Here is a 3,664-nt window from a genome sequence, read left to right as displayed (position 1 = left end):
CGGACGCCCCGCCGCAGCGGCTTCGAGCGCCACACCGGGCAGCCCTTCGCGGTAGGACGGCAGCGCCAGAATGTCGAGATCGGCGTAGAACGGTGCAGGATCGTCGACGAACCCCGGGCGCGCCACGTCGGTATCGCACTCGATCGCTCGACGGACCTTCGGGCCCACCGGATCGCCCGCCTCGAAGTCGCCCAGCAGCAAGAGCTTGAGTCCAGGAAACGTCTCGCGCAAGAGACAGAACGCCGTGTAAAGCTCTTCGACGCCCTTGTCGCGCGTCAGCCGGCCCACAAACCCGATCACGCGCGAGCCCGGCGGACGCCGAAACGCCGCATCGAAGCGGCTTGAGTCGACGCCGTTCGCGCTGCCCGAGGCCGCGACCGTCCCTTTGCCGGAGGGCAGCAGCCGCAGCTCCTCGGCGTGCTCCAGTAGGCTTGGACTTACGCACAGCACGCGATGCGCCAGCCGCATCGAGAGCCGCTCCGCCGCCGCGAGCGCCAATCGCAATGGTCCGCGAGCAGTCTCGAGCCGCAACCCATGCAGCGTATAGACGCGCACCGGAACGCGCGCCAGCCACGCCGCCGCCATCCCCAGCAGGCCCGCCTTCGGCGTCCCGGCCTCGACCACGTCCGGCCGCAGTCTGCGCAACAACTTGTAGAGCCCGACGAACGACCGCAGGTCCGCCCTGAGCGAAGGCTCGCGCGCCATCTCGACAGCCGCGACCTCCACGCCTTCCTCGCGCCCAAACGCCTCGAGGTCCGGCCCCGGAGCAGTCACCACCGTTACCCGGAAGCCCTTGCCCATCAGAAACCGGCACTGACCGGCGAGCATCCTCGGCGGCGCCAGCGGCGAGGTCAACAGAAACACGATGTGCGGGCGGGCGTCGGACACGTCATGGAGCAGATCGGCCGCAAAAGCGATTCGCCGTAGGCGCGAGCCCATCTGCTATCCTCGCCTCCGCCTGCGATGCGCGACACCGCTCCCATCCGTCCCGGCGAACAGCTCGACCTCGCTCGCCTGCAACGCTACCTTTCAGGCAAGATCGACGGGGCGGAGCAGGGAATCGAGCTCGAGCAATTCCCCGGCGGCCACTCGAACCTCACCTACCTGCTGCGCACGGGTGGGCGCGAATACGTCCTGCGCCGTCCGCCGCTCGGCCCCGTGCCGCCCAAGGCGCACGACATGGCGCGCGAGTTCCGCGTGCTCGACCGCGTCGCGCCGCTGTTCCCTCCCGCGCCCGCGGTTTATCTGCTGTGCGAAGACCCTGGGGTTGCCGGCGCCACGTTCTATCTGATGGAGCGCCGGCGCGGCGTCATTCTGCGCCGAGAGTTCCCCGCCGATTGGCGCGGGCAGGCGAACCCCGAAAAGATCGCCCACGCCTTTCTCGACACGCTGGCCCAACTCCACGCCGTCGACATCGAGCGCCACGATCTCGCCGCCCTCGGCCGCCCCGAAGGCTTCCTCGAGCGGCAAGTGCGCGGCTGGAGCCGCCGCTGGGAAGGCTCGCGCACCACCGAGCTACCTGTTATGGACCGCCTCAGCGCATGGCTCACTACGAACCTGCCCGTCTCGCCGCCCGCCACGCTGGTCCACAACGACTACAAGCTCGACAACGTGATGCTCGACGAAGCCGACCCAGGGCGCGTCACCGCCGTGCTCGACTGGGAGATGAGCTCGGTCGGAGACCCCCTCGTCGACCTCGGCATTGTGCTCTGCTACTGGCCCCAGGCGGGTGACAGCGCATGGCGGCGCAACGCCATCAGCCCGCTCACCACCGAGCCTGGCTGGCCCTCGCGAGCCGACCTGCTCGCCCGCTACCATCGGAAGACCGGCCGCGACCTGGCGAACATCGCCTACTACGAGGTCTTCGGCATCTTCAAGCTCGCCGTGGTCTTGCAGCAGATCTACTACCGCTTCCACGTCGGGCAGACGCGGGACGAACGCTTCCGCGACTTCGACAAGCGCGTGGCGGGGTTGGCCGAGGCGGCGCGGCAGGTGATGGAATCGGCGTGAGCGCAATCTACTTGTTTCGTCATGGGCAAGCAGGCCCCAGGCATCGTTATGACACGCTCTCGGAGCTCGGCGAACGCCAAGCGCGGCTCTTAGGCGAACGTCTCGCCGCTCAGGGCCTGCACTTCGACGCCGTGGTCGCCGGCGGCCTCGAGCGGCAGCAGCGCACCGCCGCACAGGTCCAAGGCGCCTACCGCGATGCCGGCGTTGCGTTCCCCGACATCACCGTCGACCAGCAGTGGAACGAGTTCGACCTCGGCGCGGTCTACCAGCAAGTCGCCGAACCCCTCTCGCGCACCGACCCCGAATTCGCACGCCTGTGGGCCGAGATGGTGCGCGACATGGAGAACGAGCACGCCGGCGTTCACCGTCTGCACAACTACTGCGATGTTGAGGTGGTCCGCGCCTGGGTGACCAAGACGCACCCCTACGACGGCGAGTCGTGGGATTCCTTCCGCGCGCGCATCGAACAAGCGCTCCACGCCCTGCAACAGCGCGGCGGCCCTGGGCGCAAAGTCGCCGTGTTCACCTCTGCCACGCCAGTGGGCATCTCGGTCGGCAAGACGCTCGGTCTCGACGAGACACAGATCTGGCGGCTGGCCGGCGTGACCTACAACTCCTCGATGACGTCGCTGCGCCTCGGCGAAGACGGCGAGCTGCGCCTGTTCAGCTTCAACGCCGTCCCACACCTGGAAAACCCAGAAATGTGGAGCTTTCGCTGAACGTCCTACCTCGCCTCGCCCTTGCCCAGAATCACCTTCCAAAACCCGACCGCCAAAATCGGCGCCAGGAACAGCAACCAATACCCGTAGGTGATCATCCCGTAGCCGCGCTCGATCAGCGCCACCAGCCCAAAGCTGTCCGCCAGCCACACCGAGACCACCAGGATGATCGCCGCGATCCCCAGCCGCCGCCAATGCGACAGCGTCTCGCCCCTCTCGGCCAGAAAGCCCGCGATGCGCTCGTTGTAACCATGGATCATGCCCGTACCCGTTTCGATGAACGTGCCGAACAGGACGATCTGGAAGAACAACTGGAACGCCGGGCGGTCGAGCTGTCCCAATACGAAGTTCGCCGGAATCGTCTGTTCGAGAATCGCAGGATAGAAGGCCAGCAGCGCCGTGTAGATGAGCGCGCCGGGGAACATCGCGATGACGCCCGCCATGAAGCCGGCGATCATCGAGTCGCGCTTGCTCTCCAGGTGGCGCGCCACGAACAACATCGCCGGCAACGCCGCCAAGTTGTAGGCCGCGTACTCGAGGCCGCTCATCAGCCAGCGCGAGTCCGGCGCAGAAATCGCCGCGTTGTGCGCAATCTCTCCGCCGAAGCCTGGGACCACCATCGCGATCATTGCCAAGTAAACGGCATAGAGCAGGAACGACCAAAGCGAGAAGAAGCGCTCAATCAAGCCGCTGCCCCAGAAGGCCAGGAACGCCACCACCGCCACTGCCACCAGCGTGCCCAGCAGCGGCGCCGAGCCGAACATCTCGTGCGAGAGCTCACCCGAGGCTGAGCCGACCACGGCGATCGTCAAGATGGCCGACAGCAGATAGAGCACCTCGAACGCCACCCAGCCGCGACCGAGCAGCCCCTTGGTGAACGTGCGGTAGTCGAAATGCCGTTGCCTCCGCGCGATCTCGAAACCCAGGAACAGGAT

The 3,664-nt window shown here is 66.9% G+C and carries 4 protein-coding genes; 2 read left to right on the top strand and 2 right to left on the bottom strand.

The window, feature by feature from the left end:
• A partial coding sequence (locus KDH09_19860) for a glycosyltransferase (GenBank protein ID MCB0221964.1) occupies positions 1-939 on the bottom strand: 939 nt, incomplete at its 3' end.
• 24 nt (positions 940-963) lie between these two features.
• Here KDH09_19860 and KDH09_19855 point away from each other — a divergent pair.
• The gene (locus KDH09_19855; protein MCB0221963.1) at positions 964-2,010 is read left to right on the top strand and encodes a phosphotransferase family protein; all 1,047 of its coding nucleotides are present in this window, start codon (positions 964-966) and stop codon (positions 2,008-2,010) included.
• On the top strand, positions 2,007-2,729 hold the full coding sequence (locus KDH09_19850) for a histidine phosphatase family protein (GenBank protein ID MCB0221962.1): 723 nt from the start codon (positions 2,007-2,009) through the stop codon (positions 2,727-2,729). Before KDH09_19855 ends, KDH09_19850 begins: the two co-directional genes overlap by 4 nt.
• Before the next feature lie 5 nt (positions 2,730-2,734).
• On the opposite strand, the gene KDH09_19845 is transcribed toward KDH09_19850, so the two are convergent.
• Positions 2,735-3,664: hypothetical protein (locus tag KDH09_19845; GenBank protein MCB0221961.1), on the bottom strand; the 930-nt coding region annotated here is incomplete at its 5' end.

Source organism: Chrysiogenia bacterium (assembly GCA_020434085.1).
GTDB lineage: Bacteria > JAGRBM01 > JAGRBM01 > JAGRBM01 > JAGRBM01 > JAGRBM01.
This window is presented reverse-complemented; position numbering and strand designations above follow the sequence as displayed.